The sequence below is a fragment of the Micromonospora sp. NPDC051006 genome (genome assembly GCF_044456245.1).
GTDB lineage: Bacteria > Actinomycetota > Actinomycetes > Mycobacteriales > Micromonosporaceae > Micromonospora.
In genome coordinates this window covers 1-15,864 of sequence record NZ_JBITFP010000042.1, presented here as the reverse complement: position 1 = coordinate 15,864, position 15,864 = coordinate 1, and the positions used below count along the sequence as shown (strand labels likewise).

The window sequence follows — 15,864 nt, the reverse complement described above, 5'->3', positions numbered from 1 at the left end:
CGCCCGGGGCGGTGTTCACCCGGTTGAGGATCACACCTCCCCGGGCCGGCGCCCACCCGGGCCCGCGCCCTGATCGAGAACCCGGCCGCCCCGCGCCCCGCCCCCCCGGGGGGGGCGGGCCCGCGGCGTGATCCGTCGGTCAGTGCCGGTTGCGGTAGGCCTTGATCGCGCTGTCGATGATGTCCCAGAGCGTGATCAGGACCGTGCTGACCACCACGACGGTGGCGACGGTGTTCAGGTTCTCCTCGCGCCCGAGCCACTCCCAGCGGGCCACGAAGTCCGGGTTGAGCAGCCGGTCGGTCGACATCAGCCAGATCACCGGCACCGCGAACGCCAGGTCGAGCAGCGCGTTCACCGCGACCAGCGGCCAGGTCCAGCGCCCGGCCCGGTACTTGGCGAACTCCAGGCCGACGGTGGCGACCAGCACGGCGATGAGGAACGGCAGCCAGATGTTCCACAGCGCCGGGTCGAGGATCGGCAGGTTGCCGCCGTCCGGGTTGGGGACGAACGAGTGGAAGTGCTGCACCGGCAGGTACGCGATGACCAGGACGAGCCAGCCGATGGCGGCGGCGGTGTCGGTCAGGGTGATCTGCCGGTCGGCCCGGTATTCCGGGAGCTGGTCGACGGTCCACTCCGGCAGGTTGAGCGGAGTGTTGGTCCGCTCGAGGATCGCGAAGACCAGGGTGACCCAGAAGGCGATCTGGATCGCGACCTCGATGGCGCTGCCGATCCCCGCGCCGACCGCCCCGCCCGTCTTGTCGCCGTCGGTCGCCTCCAGCAGGCCGACCACGATGCCGACCAGGGCCGGTACGAAGGAGAGCAGCAGCTTGAGCAGGCGTTCCCAGGCCAGGTAGTAGGTCGGCCCGATGAGCTGCAGCCGGCGGTCGGCGTAGCGGGCGGCGAGCTGCGCCGGGTTGCCCAGCTCGGTGAGCACCTCCCGCTCGGCGGTGGCGGTGTCGTGTCCGTCGGCCGTCCGGCCCTCGATCATGTCGTCGATCGACGCGCGTAGCTCGGTGGCGATCTCCTCGCGGCGCGCGGCCGGGACCGAGCGCAGGGTGGCGGCGAGGTAGCGGTCGGTCAGGGAGGTCATCGGTCCACTCCTTGGATCAGGCCGGTCAGGGAGGTCTGTACGGCGGCGAGGTCGTCGAGGAGTCGGCCCAGCAGCGCCTCGCCCGAGTCGCTGGTCCGGTAGAACTTGCGCGGTCGGCTCTCTTCGGTGTTCCACTCGCTGGTCAGGAGCCCCTGCTCTTCGAGGCGCCGCAGCAGCGGGTAGAGCGTGTTGGCGTCGACCGGGAAGCCGTGGCCGGTGAGCCGTTGCAGCAGCGCGTAGCCGTAGCCGGGTTGGCGCAGGGCGACCAGGCTCGCCACCACGACCGTGCCCCGCCTCAGCTCCTGAAGATGGGTCCGGAGGATCTCGTCGCTGACCATGCGTCACACCATACTGTGTGCCACACAGCATCGTCTAGACCCATAACATCGTGCCGGCTCACGATGATGTGAGCGGGCGCATCTGGGCAGCGGGTGGCACGCCGACGGCCCGGTCCGCAGGTGCGGACCGGGCCGTCGGTCGCTCGGGTCAGCAGGACGACCCGTGCCGGAAGTTCCGCTCGACGAAGGAGGCCGGCCCGACCTGGAAGTAGCCGACCCCCGGACGGATCGGGTGGCCGGTGAAGAGCTCCACCCGGGACCCGTACCGGACCAGGTAGGCCGAGGCGGTTCCGGCGTCGTTCCAGACCAGCGAGCCGCGCCGGCCGTAGATCGCCTCCAACTCGGCGAAGGACATGCCGACGGCCGCGCCGGCGGGGGAGTGCGGCGGTGCGGTGGCCGTACCCACCTCGACCAACCGACCGGCCGAGAAGGCCAGCAGGATCACGCCGGCCCAGGCGCCGGTGACCCCGGCGTGCTGGACGCCGGCGCAGCCCGGCGCCACCCAGTCGATCAGGCCGGCCGCGGTGAGCCGGTCCAGGCGCGCGCCGATCCGGAACGGGCCGGCGCCCCGGACGCTCAGCACGGCGGTCTGCGCGGGCCGAACGGCGGTGGCTGTCCGGCCGCTCGCCGAGCCGACGGCCGCCGCCCCCGTCGCCGGCGCCACCGCCCGCACGGGCGCGGGCGGGGCGTCGGCGAGGGCGACGGCGCGGGGCGCCGCGACGGCCGGGGCGGCGACGGCCACCGGCGCGACGGCGGTGAGCGCCAGCAGGCCGGTGAGGACGGTGGACGGGAGACGGTTCATGGTGGATCTCCTTCCGGAATTCGAGCTCCTGTCCTGTTGGTCTCCGCCTCGGCCACTCCGGTTCGTCGGGTACCCGACCCGGCCGGCGGACGTCTACCGTCGAGGGGTACGGCGGTCCGGTGCCGATCGGCGGGGGTGATGTGGTTGACCGCGCCGAGCTGGATCGGGCCCTACCGGGTCGAGCGGCTGCTCGGCGCGGGGTCGTTCGCGACGGTGTGGCTCGGCCACGATCCGGTCCTCGACTGTCGAGTGGCGATCAAGGTGCTGGCCGAGAACTGGAGCCACGACCTGCGGGTCCGGGAGCGGTTTCTCGACGAGGCCCGGTTGCTGCGGCGGCTGGAGCACGAGCGGCTGGTCCGGGTGCACGCCGTCGGCGAGCTGCCCGACGGCCGCCCGTACGCCGTGCTGGCCTGGGCCGACGGCGGCAGCCTGCGGGACCGGCTGGCGCGCGGTCCGCTGCCGGTGCCGGACGCGCTGGCCCTGCTGGACCAGATCGCCGCGGGCGTCGCCGTCCTGCACCGGCACGACGTGGTGCACCGTGACCTGACCCCGGGCAACATCCTCTTCCGCAGCGGGCCGCAGGCCGGGTCCGGGCCGCCGGGCGAGCACGGATCGGGGCCCGAGCGGGTGCTCATCGCCGACCTCGGGCTGGCCAAGGCGCTCGCCGCCGCGTCCGGGCTGACCGCCCGGGCGGGCACCCCCGGCTACATGGCGCCCGAGCAGGACGACCCGCTGGCCGTGGTGGACACCCGCGCGGACGTGTTCGGGCTGGGCCGGCTCGGGCTGCGCCTGCTCGGTGCCGCCGCCGTGCCGCCCGACCCGCCGACCCCGCCGTCCGACCGGGGTCCCGGCGCGCCGGTCCGGCTGCGCTACGGCGTACCGCCGGGGGTCGCCGCCGTGCTGACCCGGGCCACCGCGCCCCGCCCCGGCGAGCGCTACCCGGACGCGGCGGCGTTCCGGGCGGCGCTCGCCGGGGCGCTCGGCGGCGGCTCGGTTCGCGCGGCGGCCGCGGAGAGGCGGCCGGTCCGCCGTCAAACCCTCACCGCCGGCTCGGACCGGGTGGCGGCCGCGCGGAGGCGGCCGGTCCGCCACCGGCTCGCCACCGCCGGCGCGGGCCTGCTGGCGTTCGCCGCGCTCGGCCTGCCGGCCGGCGACGCGGGCACCCGCCGCCACACCGCCGGCACCGCCGCGAGCGGACCGGTGACCGTGGCACTGCCGGCCGGGTGGCGGGCCACCGGCACCGGCTGGTCCGGCCAGTACGGCGACGACGGCGAGCTGGAACCCGCGCTGGTGATCTCGCCCGAGCCGGCGCGGTGGGCGGCGGACCCGAGCGTGCCGGGCGCCTTCGTCGGCCTCTCCGCCAGCACCGCCCGGCGTACCACCGTCGAGGGCTGGTTGGCGGAGCGTCCGCACGCGGACTGTGTGCCGCAGCCGGTGCGGCGGACCCGGCAGGGCGGGATCGACTGGGTGGTGGCCGGCTTCACCTGCCCGGCGGGGCGGCCGGTCATCGTGGAGGCGGCCGGGCTCGCCGCCGTGTCGGCCGGCCTGCTCTACGTACAGGTCACGCCGCCGCCCGGGCGCGGCGCCGACTTCGTCGACACGCTGCTCGCCGGGGTGCGGGTCGGTTGACCCGGCCGGTCAGACCACCACCACGCTGATGGTGTGCGCCGCGTCGGCCTGCGGGATGGTCACCGCGACCGTGCCGGCGCGCAGGAACCGGATGTCCACCACCCCGGCCTCGTAGCTGCGGGAGACCAGGTCCTGCCGGTCCACGGTGACCTCGCCCGGGCCGATGCCGATGATGCGCAGCACCGCGCCGGGGGCGAAGCAGAGCGACCGGATCAGGGTCAGCTCGGTCTCGGCGAGCACCAGGTCGTAGCGGACCGCGCCGAGGCAGGCGCTCGGCAGCGCGGTCGGCGAGACCGACGGCGTCCGCGCGGCCGGGGTGCGGCTCGGTGCGGGCAGGGCGGCCCGCGGCCGGCGTACGGTCGGCGCGCCGGTGGTCGGCGGCGGAGAGGCAGCCGGCGTGGTCGGCCCGGCGGCGGCGGTGCCGGTGCTGGCCGGGGCCGGCGGCCGCACCGGCAGAGGCGCGACCGGGGTGGCGTCCCCGCAGGCCGCCACGCTCACGGCCAGCGCGGCGGCGAAGGCCGCCACCGCGCCGCACCGGCGGGCCGGGTGGCCGGGCTCAACCACCGGACATCCGCTGCCGGACCTGTTGCCGGGCCTGGTGCAGGCGGGACTTCACGGTGCCCTCCGGCACGCCGAGCAGGGCGGCTATCTCCCGGTAGTCCAACCCGAGCACGTCACGCAGGGTGACCGCCTCGGCCAGTTCGGGCCGGACCGCGTCGAGCGCGTCGAGCAGGTCGAGCCGGGTGCCGGCCACCACGCTGGTCCGCCGGGGATCCGGCGCCTCGGGCAGCGGCACGCCGCCGGCCTCCACCAGCCAGCGCCGGCGCAGCACCTGGTAGGTGGAGCGGGCCCGGTTGGCGGTGAGCCGGTACAGCCAGGTGTGGAACGTCGAGCGCTGCTCGAACCGGCTGATCCCCCGGGCCACCGCCAGCAGCGCGTCCTGGCAGGCCTCCTCGGCGTCCTCGCGGTGCGGCAGCAGGCGGGCGCAGAGTCGCAGCACCTCGGGCCGTACCGCCGCCAGCAGCGCGTCGAGGGCGACCGGGTCGCCGCGCGCGGCTGACCGGGCCAGCTCGTCGGTACCCTCCGGGAGGGGCATCGGCGCCTCCAGTCGTTCGCCGGAGTGCGGGGCCCATCCAGGCTATGGCCGCCGCGGCCCGAACGCGCGGGCGAGTCCGGCAGCCGACTGCCGGCGTCCGGCGGCGCCGGAGAGATCCACACCACCCGGCCCGTGGATCCTCCGCGCGGCTGCTGGAGAGGGCCCCGGCAGCGGGGATAGGGTAGGCCGACCGACCTCGACCATCCCATGATCCGACCCGGGGGGGCGCTCTGCATGGGCGATTCGTTCGCGCATCTGCACGTGCACACGGAGTACTCGATGCTCGACGGAGCGGCCCGGCTCAAGGATCTGTTCGCCGAGGTCAGCCGGCAGGGGATGCCGGCGGTGGCGATGACCGACCACGGCAACATGCACGGCGCGTACGACTTCTACAAGCAGGCGACGGCGGCCGGCGTCACCCCCATCCTCGGCATCGAGGCGTACGTGGCGCCGGAGTCGCGGTTCCACAAGCAGCGGGTGAAGTGGGGCCGCCCGGAGCAGAAGAGCGACGACGTCTCCGGCAGCGGTGGCTACACGCACAAGACGATCTGGGCGCGGAACAAGACCGGCCTGCACAACCTCTTCGCGCTGACCTCCCGCGCGTACACCGAGGGTTTCTTCGTCAAGTGGCCGCGGATGGACGCCGAGCTGATCGCGGAGTACTCCGACGGTCTGATGGCGACCACCGGCTGCCCCTCGGGTGAGGTGCAGACCCGGCTGCGGCTGGGCCAGGACGCGCAGGCGCTGGAGGCCGCGGCGAAGTACCAGGAGATCTTCGGCCGGGAGAACTACTTCCTGGAGCTGATGGACCACGGCCTGGACATCGAGAAGAGGGTCCGGGACGGGCTGGTCGAGATCGGCCGCAAGCTCGGCATCCCGCCGGTCGTCACCAACGACTCGCACTACACCCACGAGGTGCAGTCCGAGTCGCACGACGTGCTGCTCTGCGTGCAGACCGGCAGCAACATCGCCGACCCCAACCGGTTCAAGTTCGGCGGCAGCGGCTACTTCATCAAGTCGGCCGACGAGATGCGCGGCGTCGACGGCTCCGACGTGTGGCTGGAGGGCTGCCGCAACACCCTGCTGGTGGCCGAGAAGGTCGACCCGACCGGGATGTTCGAGTTCCACAACCTGATGCCGCGCTTCCCGGTGCCGGAGGGGGAGACCGAGGAGTCCTGGTTCCGCAAGGAGACCTTCGCCGGGCTGGCCCGCCGCTACCCGGGCGGCATCCCGGAGGGGCACGTCGTCCAGGCGGAGTACGAGCTGGGCGTCATCAACCAGATGGGCTTCCCCTCCTACTTCCTCGTGGTCGCCGACTTCATCCAGTGGGCCAAGAAGCAGGGCATCGCGGTCGGTCCGGGCCGTGGCTCGGCCGCCGGCTCGCTCGTCGCGTACGCCCTGGGCATCACCGACCTCGACCCGATCCCGCACGGCCTGATCTTCGAGCGGTTCCTCAACCCCGAGCGCGTCTCCATGCCGGATGTCGACATCGACTTCGACGAGCGTCGGCGCGGCGAGGTCATCCGATATGTGACCGATAAGTGGGGCGAGGACAAGGTCGCCCAGATCGCCACCTTCGGCACCATCAAGGCGAAGGCCGCGATCAAGGACTCGGCCCGGGTGCTCGGCTTCCCGTACGCGGTGGGCGACCGGATCACCAAGGCGATGCCCCCGGCCGTGATGGGCAAGGACATCCCGCTCACCGGCATCTTCGACCCGAAGCACCCGCGCTACGCCGAGGCCGGTGAGATCCGTGGCCTCTACGAGTCCGACCCGGACGTGCGCAAGGTCATCGACACCGCGAAGGGCATCGAGGGGCTGATCCGGCAGACGGGCGTGCACGCCGCCGGCGTCATCATGTCCGCCGAGCCGATCATCGACCACATCCCGCTGATGCGGCGCGACGCCGACGGGGCGATCATCACCCAGTTCGACTACCCGAACTGCGAGTCGCTCGGGCTGTTGAAGATGGACTTCCTCGGCCTGCGCAACCTGACGATCATCGACGACGCGGTCAAGAACATCCAGCTCAACCACGGCGAGCAGCTCGACCTGCTGGCGTTGCCGCTGGACGACAAGGCCGCGTACGAACTGCTCGCCCGGGGCGACACGCTCGGCGTGTTCCAGCTCGACGGTGGGCCGATGCGCTCACTGCTGCGGCTGATGAAGCCGGACAACTTCGAGGACATCTCCGCCGTCCTGGCGCTCTACCGGCCCGGCCCGATGGGCGTCGACTCGCACACCAACTACGCGCTGCGAAAGAACGGCCTCCAGGAGATCACCCCGATCCACCCGGAGCTGGAGGAGCCGCTGCGGGAGATCCTGGAGCCGACCTACGGCCTGATCGTCTACCAGGAGCAGGTGCAGCGCGCCGCGCAGATCCTCGCCGGCTACACCCTCGGCCAGGCCGACCTGCTGCGCCGGGCGATGGGTAAGAAGAAGAAGGAGATCCTCGACAAGGAGTTCATCCCGTTCCGGGACGGCTGCCGCGAGCGCGGCTACTCCGACGAGGCGATCCAGGCGGTGTGGGACGTCCTGGTGCCCTTCGCCGGCTACGCGTTCAACAAGGCGCACTCCGCCGCGTACGGGCTGGTCTCCTACTGGACGGCATATCTGAAGGCGCACTACCCGGCCGAGTACATGGCCGGGCTGCTCACCTCCGTCGGTGACGACAAGGACAAGATGGCGCTCTACCTGTCCGAGTGTCGCCGGATGCGCATCCAGGTTCTGCCGCCGGACGTGAACACCTCCGCCGGGCCGTTCACCCCGGTCGGCAAGGACATCCGGTTCGGCCTGGCGGCGGTGCGCAACGTCGGCGCGAACGTGGTCGCCTCGGTCATGCGCTGCCGCGACGAGAAGGGCGAGTACGGCGACTTCTACGACTTCCTGTCGAAGGTCGATGCGGTGGTCTGCAACAAGAAGACCATCGAATCGCTGATCAAGGCCGGTGCGTTCGACTCGCTCGGGCACACCCGCAAGGCGTTGCTCCAGGTGCACGCGGACGCCATCGACGCGTACGCCGACGTCAAGCGCAAGGAGGCCACCGGCCAGTACGACCTCTTCGGCGCCGGCTTCGGCGATGTGGAGACCTCCGGCAGCAGCACGGTCATGCCGGTGATCGGCGACGGCGAGTGGGACAAGCGCGACAAGCTCGCCTTCGAGCGGGAAATGCTCGGCCTCTACGTCTCCGACCACCCGCTGTTCGGCCTGGAGCACATCCTCAACGCCGCCGCGGACACCACCATCGCCGCGCTCGCCGAGGACGGCGCGGTGCCGGACGGCGCGGTGGTCACCCTCGCCGGCATCCTCTCCGGCGTGCAGCGCCGGGTCACCAAGCAGGGCCGGGCCTGGGCCTCGGCCACCCTGGAGGACCTCGCCGGTGGGGTGGAGACGCTCTTCTTCCCCAACACCTACGAGGTGATCGGGCAGTACATCGCCGAGGACGCGATCGTGGTGGTCAAGGGACGGGTCGACCGCCGCGACGACACCCCGCGCATCATGGCGATGGACATGTCGATGCCGGACGTCAGCACCAGCGCGACGAACAAGCCGGTGACGCTGACCATCCCGGTGCACCGGTGCACCCCGCCGCTGGTCGAGCGGCTCAAGGAGACCCTGGTGCTGCACCCGGGCGACACCGAGGTGCACGTCAAGCTGCTCAACGGCGGAAAGACCACCACCCTGCGGCTGGGTCCGTTCCGGGTCGCGGCCACCACCGCGCTGATGGGCGACCTGAAGAGCGTCCTCGGGCCGGCCAACGTCAGCTGACCCCGCTCGGCGACCCGTCTGACCAGCAGATATAACGCTGAGTACACCTGTGCGCCAGGTAGCGGCCCTACGGTCGTCCGGGGCGCACCGGGGTGGTGCGCACGACCCTCGACCCTGGGAGCCACCATGGAGCAGGTGCTCATCGCGATCGCGGTGAACGTCCTCAGCGCCGCGCTGATCGCGCTCGTCACCGCCGCCGTCCGACGCTTCGCGGCGCCCGCGATCTGATCCGCTCGGTCTCGACCTGATTCTCGACGGCGTCGCCGCCGCGATCCGGGCCGCCGGGCAGGGCGGCTGACGCCGGACTCCGGCTCGCGGCGAAGGCCGCCGACCTCGCATTGGCCGTCCGCCGAAACGACGGGCGGCGTTAGCGTCGGCCCATGGAACTCGACGAGGCGCAGAAGTTGTGGCAGCCGGAGCCCGGCTGGTTGAACACCGCCAGCTACGGGCTGCCGCCCGAGCCGGCCTGGGCGGCGTTGCAGGAGGCGCTGGCCGACTGGCGGATCGGCCGGACGTCCTGGGAGGGGTGGGGCGAGGCGGTCAACCGGTCCCGCGCCGCCTTCGCCCGGCTGATCGGCGGCGTACCGGCCGAGGACGTGGCGGTCGGCAGTACGGTCTCCCAGCTGCTCGCCCCGGTCGCGGCGGCGCTGCCCGCCGGCTCGACCGTGGTGGTGCCCGAGGTCGAGTTCACCTCCAACCTCTTCCCCTGGCTGGCACAGGCCGAGCGGGGCGTGCAGGTGCGCACCGTTCCGCTCGCCGGGCTGGTCGACGCGATCGACGCGGACACCGACCTGGTCGCGTTCAGCCTGGTGCAGTCCGCCGACGGCGCGCTCGCCGCGTACGACGAGATCGTGGCCGCGGCCCGCGCGCACGGCGCCCTGGTCGCGGTCGACGCCACCCAGGCCTGCGGTTGGCTGCCGTTCGACGGGGCCCTGGCCGACGTGGTCGCGGTCGCCGCCTACAAGTGGGTGATGGGGCCGCGGGGCGCGGCGCTGGCCTACCTGGCTCCGACGCTGCGCGAGCGGCTGCGGCCGGACGCCGCCGGCTGGTACGCGGGCCGTGACCCGCACGCCTCCTACTACGGCCCGCCGTTGCGGCTGGCCGAGGACGCCCGCCGGTTCGACATCTCGCCGGCCTGGTTCAGCTGGGTCGGCCTGGCGCCCGCCCTCGACCTGCTCCTCGACGTCGGGCTGCCGGCGATCCGGGAACACGACGTCGCGCTGGCCAACCGACTGCTCACCGGGCTCGGCCAGCCGGCGGGGGAGAGCGCGATCGTCACCGTCGAGGTGCCGGATGCGCAGCATCGGCTGGAGCGGGCCGGCGTCCGCGCGGCGGTGCGCGCGGGCCGGGTCCGAGCCTCCTTCCACCTCTACTCCACCGTGGACGACGTGGACCTGGCCCTGGACGCGCTCACCTCCTGACCGACCAGCGCGCCGCCCGGACGCCGGGCGGCGCGCGGCCCCGACGGCTTCGGAATCACCGGATGCCCGCGCGGTCGAGGTGGGACCGCCACATGTGCGGTGGCGTCAACCCGGGCACTGACCACCCTCGATGGCTGTCGAGTCGGGCGGCGGGGGGTGACGGTGGTGGCCGGGTACGGGTCGAGGCATGGGAATATGTGGCTGATCGACATGGCTCGACTCCCGCACCCCGCCGTAGGTTTCCTGCACGCGACGGCCATGTGACCACGGTCACCGTTCCGACCGTCGCCGGAGACCTCGGAGGACATGGCGATGGCCGGGCAAGCGATCCTGTCGGCTCGCGGGCTGACCCGCGACTTCCGGGGCTTCCGGGCGGTCGACGGCGTCGACCTCGACATCGCGCCGGAAAGTGTGCACGCGCTGGTCGGCCCGAACGGCGCTGGCAAGACCACCCTGTTCAACATGCTCACCGGGTTCCTGCGGCCCAGCGGTGGGCGCATCGAGCTGGCCGGCCGGGACGTCACCGGGCTGCCCCCGGAGCAGGTCGCCCGGCTCGGCGTGGCCCGCTCCTTCCAGATCACCAGCCTCTTCCCCCAACTCTCCGCGCAGGAGCACGTCGAGCTGGCGTTGCAGTCGCCCAGCGGGCTGGGCTGGCGGTTCTGGCGCTCGGCGAAGCTGATGGGCCGCTACCGCGACCGGGCCGCCGAACTGCTCGACATGGTCGGGCTCACCGAGCTGGCCCTCGCGCCCGCCGAGGCGCTGGCGTACGGGCGCAAGCGCGCGCTGGAGCTGGCCATCGCCCTCGCCCTGGACCCGAAGGTGCTGCTGCTCGACGAGCCGACCGCGGGCATGGGCCTGGAGGACGTCGACCGCACCGTCGAGCTGATCGGCCGGGTCCGTCAGGGCCGGACCGTGGTGATGGTCGAGCACAACATGAGCGTGGTCGGGCGGCTCGCCGACACGGTCACCGTGCTCCAGGCCGGCAAGGTCCTCCTCGAGGGCCCGTACGACGAGGTCCGCGCCGACGAGCGTGTGATCACCGCCTACCTGGGAGCCGCTGATGCTGCGCATTGAGAACCTCTCCGCCGCCTACGGCGAGGCGCAGGTCCTGCGGGACGTCAGCCTCGACGTCGCCGCCGGAGAGGTGGTCACCCTGGTCGGGCGCAACGGGGCCGGCAAGTCGACGCTGCTGCGCTGCGTGATGGGCCTGCACCAGGGCCAGCGGGGCACGGTGGAGCTCGACGGGCGGGACATCGGCCGACTGCCGGCCTACCGACGGGCCCGGCTCGGGCTCGGTTGGGTGCCCGACGACCGGGGCAGCTACGCCACCCTGAGCGTCACCGAGAACCTCACCCTCCCGCCCACCGTCGGCCCCGACCCCTGGTCGCTGGAGCGGGTGTACGAGGCGTTCCCCGCCCTCTACGACCGGCGCGACTCGGCCGCCACCATGCTCTCCGGCGGCGAGCAGCAGATGCTCGCCCTGGCCCGCGTGCTGCGGATGGGCGCCCGGCTGCTGCTCTGCGACGAACCGACCGAGGGGCTCTCCCCACTGCTGGTGCAGCAGGTCGGCGACCTGCTGCGCGAGGCCAAGCGGCACGGCGTCACCGTGCTGCTGGTCGAGCAGAACCTGCACTTCGCCACCGGCGTCGCCGACCGGCACTACCTGCTGGCCGAGGGGCGTGTGGTGGAGGCGATGGACAACTCCGAGGTGCGCTCGCGGGAACGCGAGCTGCTGTCGTACCTCGGCATCTGATCTGGACTGCTGACCCGCGCGTCACGCGCGGATGGAGGGAATGGCATGCGTAGGACCGTGGGTGTGGCCGCGGCGTCGGCCGCGGTGGTGCTGATGGCCGGCTGCGGCGGAGGTGGGCCCCAGTCGGGCGGCGACCAGAAGCTGACCGGCGACAAGATCGTGCTGGGCGTGCTCAACGACCAGTCCGGGGCGTACTCCGAGCTGTCCGGCAAGAACTCGGTCAAGGCCGTGGAGATGGCCATCGCCGACTTCAAGGCCAAGCACGGCGACCAGGCGGTGACCAAGAACATCACCGTCGAGACCGCCGACCACCAGAACAAGCCGGACATCGCCAACAGCAAGGCCGCCGAGATGTACGACCGCAAGGGCGTCGACCTCATCCTCGACGTGCCGACCTCCTCGGCCGCGCTGAAGGTCGCCGACGTGGCGAAGGAGAAGAAGAAGCTCTACTTCAACATCGGCGCCGCGACGACCGACCTGACCGGCAAGAGCTGCAACAAGTACACGTTCCACTACGCGTACGACACGTACATGCTGGCCAACGGCACCGGCAAGGTCACCACCGAGCAGGTGGGCAAGAACTGGTACATCCTCTACCCGAACTACGCCTTCGGGCAGGACATGGAGAAGAGCTTCTCCGCCGCCATCACCGCCGCCGGCGGGCAGGTGGTCGGCAAGGACGGGGCGCCGTTCCCGAACACCAGCGGCGACTACTCCACCTACCTGCTCAAGGCCCCGACGCTGAACCCGAAGCCGCAGGTGCTCGGCACCATGCAGGCCGGCGCCGAGCTGGTGAACGTGGTGAAGCAGTACAACGAGTTCAAGCTGCGGGACAAGGGCGTCGGTCTCGCGGTCGGCCTGATGTTCATCACCGACATCCACTCGCTCACCCCGGCCGCGCTCGCCGGCACCACCTACACCGACGCCTGGTACTGGAACTTCGACCAGGAGAACCGCGCGTTCGCCGACCGGTTCCAGAAGGAAACCAGCACCCGGCCGTCCTTCGCCCACGCGGCCAACTACTCCGCCGCCATGCAGTACCTGGAGGCCGTGCAGGCCGCCGGCACCGACGACGCGGACACCGTGGTCAAGGGGCTGGAGGGCAAGGAGGTCAACGACGTCTTCCTGCGCAACGGCAAGATCCGCGCCGAGGACCACCGGGTCGTGCACGACGCGTACCTGGCCCAGGTGAAGCCGCAGTCCGAGGTCACCGAGCCCTGGGACTACGTCAAGGTGCTCAAGACCATCCCCGCCGCGGAGGCGTTCGCCGCCCCGTCGGCGGACTGCAAGATGTGACCAGGGCATGACCGGTTTCCTGCAGAACACGTTCAACGGGTTGGTGAGCGGGGCGTTCTACGCCCTGCTCGCCCTCGGGCTCGCGGTCATCTTCGGCATGCTGCGGGTGGTCAACTTCGCCCACGGCGCCTTCTACATGCTCGGCGCGTTCGGCGCGTACGTCCTGCTCGCCGAGGCGGGCGTGCCGTTCTGGGCGGCGCTGGTGATCATGCCGGTGGGGCTGGGCCTGCTCGGCATGGCGCTGGAACGGGCGGTCATCCACCGGCTCACCCGGCTCGACCCGCTCTACAACTTCCTGCTCACCTTCGGCCTGACGCTGATCCTCCAGGACCTGGTCAAGTCCCGGTACGGCGTGCAGTCCAGCCCGTACGCCACGCCGTCGGCGCTCAGCGGATCGGTGAACTTCGGGCTCTTCGACTTCCCGACCTACCGGGTCTTCATCCTCGGCTTCGCCGTCCTGCTCTGCGTGGCCGTCTGGTGGGTGCTGACCCGCACCCGGATCGGCATGGTGGTCCGGGCGTCCACCGAGCGACCCGAACTGACCCAGGCGTTCGGTATCAACGTCGGACGCTGGGTCACCCCGGTCTTCGGCTTCGGCATCGGCCTGGCCGGTCTCGCCGGAGTGCTCGCCGCGCCGATGCGGGCGGTGAACCCGCTGATGGGCGCCGACCTGATCATCGTGGTCTTCGCGGTGGTGGTGATCGGCGGGCTCGGCTCGATCTTCGGGTCGGTCGCCGCGGGCTTCGGCATCGGCCTGGTGCAGGCGTGGGGCGAGGCGTACCTCTCGGACTTCCCGATCGTGTCCCAGACGATCGTCTTCATCGTGATGGCCGTCGTGCTGCTCTGGCGCCCGGCCGGGCTCTTCGGCCGTGAGGAGGCACCGGCATGACCAGCACCGTCGACACCCCGGAGAAGGCCGGCCGCCCAGCGCCGCCGTCCGGCCTGGTCGCGGTGGCCCGCGCCCCCGGCTGGGTCCGGTACGCGCTGCTCGGCGTCGGGCTGGCCGCCGCGCTGTGGCTGCCGAACGGGCTCTACCCGGCGGTGGCGGTGGACATCCTCTGCTGGGCGCTCTTCGCCGTCGCCGTGGACCTGCTGCTCGGCTTCACCGGGCTGATGTCCTTCGGGCACGCCGCGTTCTGGGGCACCTCCGCGTACGTCACCGGGCTGGTCGCGATCCACGCCGGCCTGCCGTTCCCGGCCGCCGTGCTCGCCGGGGCGCTCGCCGCCGCGGCGCTCGCCGTGCCGATCGGCTACCTGGCGGTGAAACGGACCGGCATCTACTTTGCGATGGTGACCCTTGCCTTCGCGCAGATGGTCTACTACGTGGCGAACGAGTGGCGCTCGGTCACCCGAGGCGAGAACGGCCTGCAGGGCGTGCCCCGGTCGTTCTTCGGGATCGACCTGACCGACGACTACTACTTCTACTACGCGATCCTGCCGATCGTGCTGCTCGGCCTCGCCGCCGCGTGGCGGATCGTGAACTCGCCCTTCGGTCGGGTGCTGGTCGGCATCCGTGACAACCCGGCCCGGGCCCGGGCACTGGGCTACCCGGTGCACCGGTACAAGCTGACCGCGTTCGTGCTCTCCGGGTTCATCGCCGGGCTCGGCGGGGGACTCTTCGCCGTCGGGCACCGCTTCGTCTCCCTCGACACGCTGCACTGGACGACCTCCGGCAAGGCGGTCATCGTCGTGGTGCTGGGCGGCATCGGCACGCTCTGGGGCGGGGTGCTCGGCGCGGCCATCGTGGTCCGCCTGGAGGACTGGCTGTCGTTCTCCGGCTTCGAGGCGATCGGGCTGGTCACCGGCGGCATCTTCGTCCTGGTCGTACTGCTGTTCCGGCGTGGCATCTGGGGCAGCGCCGCCGCCCTGGCCCGCCGCTGGATGGCCCGCCGCCAGCGCTAGCCCCACCCGCCCGGGCGTCACCCGGGCGGGTGCGGCTGACTCCGCGGTTGCGCAGGCGAGGCTGCGTGTCCGGGCGGCGAGAGCGAGGCTCCGTCCTGCCGAGCGCGCTTGCGAGGCTGCGTGTCCGGGCGGCGAGAGCGAGGTTGCGTGCCTAGGCGGCGCAAGCGGGGCCGCGTCTGACGGGGCGTGCTTGTCATGCTGCGACGGGTCGGGCGGGGGAAGCGGCGCTGCGTCTGACGGGCGGCGCTTGTCATGCCGCGACCGTCGGGCGGGGCGAGCGGCGCCGCGTCTGACGGGCGGCGCGACGTGGCGGCTGCTGGACGGCGGGAACGGGGACTCGGTGGCTGCCAGAAGGCAAACGGCGCCGCCGGGACCCGTTCCGGTTGCGTTCCGGCGGTGGCGGCTGGTGACGCCATCAGCTACGGGCGCGTGGTTCGTGCAGGCGGGCTTGACGTGCTCGCCGGCGCATTGGAGATCTTGGACAGTTTCCGTTCGCGGCTGACGGTAACTGTCCAAGATCGGCGCCGAAGACGCCGCTGGCCGGCGACCCCGGGTGGGGTGCCGGCCGAAGTGTTCGGGATATGCCGCTGGCCGGCACCCGTCTCGGGGTGCCGGCCAGCGGTCAGGTCATGCGATGTGGTTGTCAGCTGTTCCAGTGCTGGGCGACGAGGTCGGCGGCCTGCTGCTCCCACTGGGCGTAGGCGTCCGGGTAGGCCGACACCTGCACCGTCTGCGCGGCCTCGGTCAGCGGCATGTCCTGCCACCCGTC

Annotated in this window: 13 protein-coding genes; 8 read left to right on the top strand and 5 right to left on the bottom strand. The window is 72.2% G+C overall.

Going from position 1 to position 15,864, the window contains the following annotated elements; translation table 11 throughout:
- Positions 1-139 precede the first annotated feature (139 nt).
- The 3 genes from ACIBBA_RS33220 to ACIBBA_RS33210 form a co-directional block, all read right to left on the bottom strand.
- Entirely contained in the window at positions 140-1,090 is a 951-nt protein-coding gene (locus ACIBBA_RS33220; protein ID WP_396702801.1) for a permease prefix domain 1-containing protein, read from the bottom strand.
- Positions 1,087-1,428 (bottom strand): PadR family transcriptional regulator, encoded by a 342-nt coding sequence (locus ACIBBA_RS33215; RefSeq protein WP_350872980.1) that lies wholly within the window; start codon positions 1,426-1,428, stop codon positions 1,087-1,089. Before ACIBBA_RS33215 ends, ACIBBA_RS33220 begins: the two co-directional genes overlap by 4 nt.
- Positions 1,429-1,576: 148 nt before the next feature.
- Entirely contained in the window at positions 1,577-2,230 is a 654-nt protein-coding gene (locus ACIBBA_RS33210; RefSeq protein WP_396702798.1) for a hypothetical protein, read from the bottom strand.
- 144 nt (positions 2,231-2,374) lie between these two features.
- Between ACIBBA_RS33210 and ACIBBA_RS33205 the strand changes: the two genes are divergently transcribed.
- Positions 2,375-3,859 (top strand): serine/threonine-protein kinase, encoded by a 1,485-nt coding sequence (locus ACIBBA_RS33205; protein ID WP_396702796.1) that lies wholly within the window; start codon positions 2,375-2,377, stop codon positions 3,857-3,859.
- A gap of 9 nt (positions 3,860-3,868) precedes the next feature.
- Here the strand turns inward: ACIBBA_RS33205 and ACIBBA_RS33200 are convergent, their stop codons facing one another.
- Together ACIBBA_RS33200 and ACIBBA_RS33195 are read right to left on the bottom strand one after the other, a co-directional pair.
- A complete protein-coding gene (locus tag ACIBBA_RS33200) occupies positions 3,869-4,423 on the bottom strand; it encodes a hypothetical protein (RefSeq protein WP_396702794.1) in 555 nt (184 codons plus the stop codon).
- The gene (locus tag ACIBBA_RS33195; protein WP_396702792.1) at positions 4,416-4,955 is read right to left on the bottom strand and encodes an RNA polymerase sigma factor; all 540 of its coding nucleotides are present in this window, start codon (positions 4,953-4,955) and stop codon (positions 4,416-4,418) included. The genes ACIBBA_RS33200 and ACIBBA_RS33195 overlap by 8 nt, the downstream gene beginning before the upstream one ends.
- A gap of 234 nt (positions 4,956-5,189) precedes the next feature.
- Here ACIBBA_RS33195 and dnaE point away from each other — a divergent pair, with 234 nt between their 5' ends.
- The 7 genes from dnaE to ACIBBA_RS33160 all read left to right on the top strand — a co-directional run bounded on the left by dnaE (position 5,190) and on the right by ACIBBA_RS33160 (position 15,095).
- On the top strand, positions 5,190-8,723 hold the full coding sequence (gene dnaE, locus ACIBBA_RS33190; protein WP_396702790.1) for a DNA polymerase III subunit alpha: 3,534 nt from the start codon (positions 5,190-5,192) through the stop codon (positions 8,721-8,723).
- Between the two features lie 380 nt (positions 8,724-9,103).
- Positions 9,104-10,144: an aminotransferase class V-fold PLP-dependent enzyme gene (locus ACIBBA_RS33185; RefSeq protein WP_396702788.1), complete on the top strand. Its 1,041-nt coding sequence runs from the start codon at positions 9,104-9,106 to the stop codon at positions 10,142-10,144.
- A 312-nt stretch (positions 10,145-10,456) separates the two neighbouring features.
- On the top strand, positions 10,457-11,218 hold the full coding sequence (locus ACIBBA_RS33180; protein WP_357062162.1) for an ABC transporter ATP-binding protein: 762 nt from the start codon (positions 10,457-10,459) through the stop codon (positions 11,216-11,218).
- Complete coding sequence (locus ACIBBA_RS33175) at positions 11,205-11,897, top strand: ABC transporter ATP-binding protein (RefSeq protein WP_357062165.1); 693 nt, start codon at positions 11,205-11,207, stop codon at positions 11,895-11,897. Before ACIBBA_RS33180 ends, ACIBBA_RS33175 begins: the two co-directional genes overlap by 14 nt.
- Before the next feature lie 45 nt (positions 11,898-11,942).
- The gene (locus ACIBBA_RS33170) at positions 11,943-13,193 is read left to right on the top strand and encodes an ABC transporter substrate-binding protein (RefSeq protein ID WP_396702785.1); all 1,251 of its coding nucleotides are present in this window, start codon (positions 11,943-11,945) and stop codon (positions 13,191-13,193) included.
- 7 nt (positions 13,194-13,200) lie between these two features.
- Complete coding sequence (locus ACIBBA_RS33165) at positions 13,201-14,082, top strand: branched-chain amino acid ABC transporter permease (RefSeq protein ID WP_350872970.1); 882 nt, start codon at positions 13,201-13,203, stop codon at positions 14,080-14,082.
- The gene (locus ACIBBA_RS33160; RefSeq protein ID WP_396702783.1) at positions 14,079-15,095 is read left to right on the top strand and encodes a branched-chain amino acid ABC transporter permease; all 1,017 of its coding nucleotides are present in this window, start codon (positions 14,079-14,081) and stop codon (positions 15,093-15,095) included. Before ACIBBA_RS33165 ends, ACIBBA_RS33160 begins: the two co-directional genes overlap by 4 nt.
- The last annotated feature ends 769 nt before the right edge of the window (positions 15,096-15,864 follow it).